Raw genomic sequence first — 240 nt, 5'->3', positions numbered from 1 at the left:
CGGGCTGAAGGATATGGTAAACAGGGATGTGAACTTTTTTTGTGTGGCCCACTCCGGGGTGGATGATTACCTGAAGAGCCGCCAGCTGCGCGCTGCAGAGCCAACCGGCGATGAGAATATCCCTTTTAATATGGACAGCATTTCTGTTAAGGGGCTGCAGGGTTCCTTTAAGCTGTACATGATCAAGGGCGCCCTTAACCGGGAACAAATGAACCGGCAGGGGGAGCTGTATGATTGTAT

Annotated in this window: 1 protein-coding gene; it reads left to right on the top strand. The window is 51.7% G+C overall.

The features are described from left to right. Positions 1-240 (top strand): hypothetical protein (locus KVT36_RS32090; protein WP_217607495.1); only part of this gene is annotated, 240 nt, incomplete at both ends.

Origin of the sequence: Chitinophaga sp. GbtcB8 (genome assembly GCF_019091455.1) — a bacterium.
Classification (GTDB): Bacteria; Bacteroidota; Bacteroidia; order Chitinophagales; family Chitinophagaceae; genus Chitinophaga.
The sequence above is the reverse complement of the archived record's forward strand: the minus strand, read 5'-3'. Positions and strand labels throughout refer to the sequence as shown.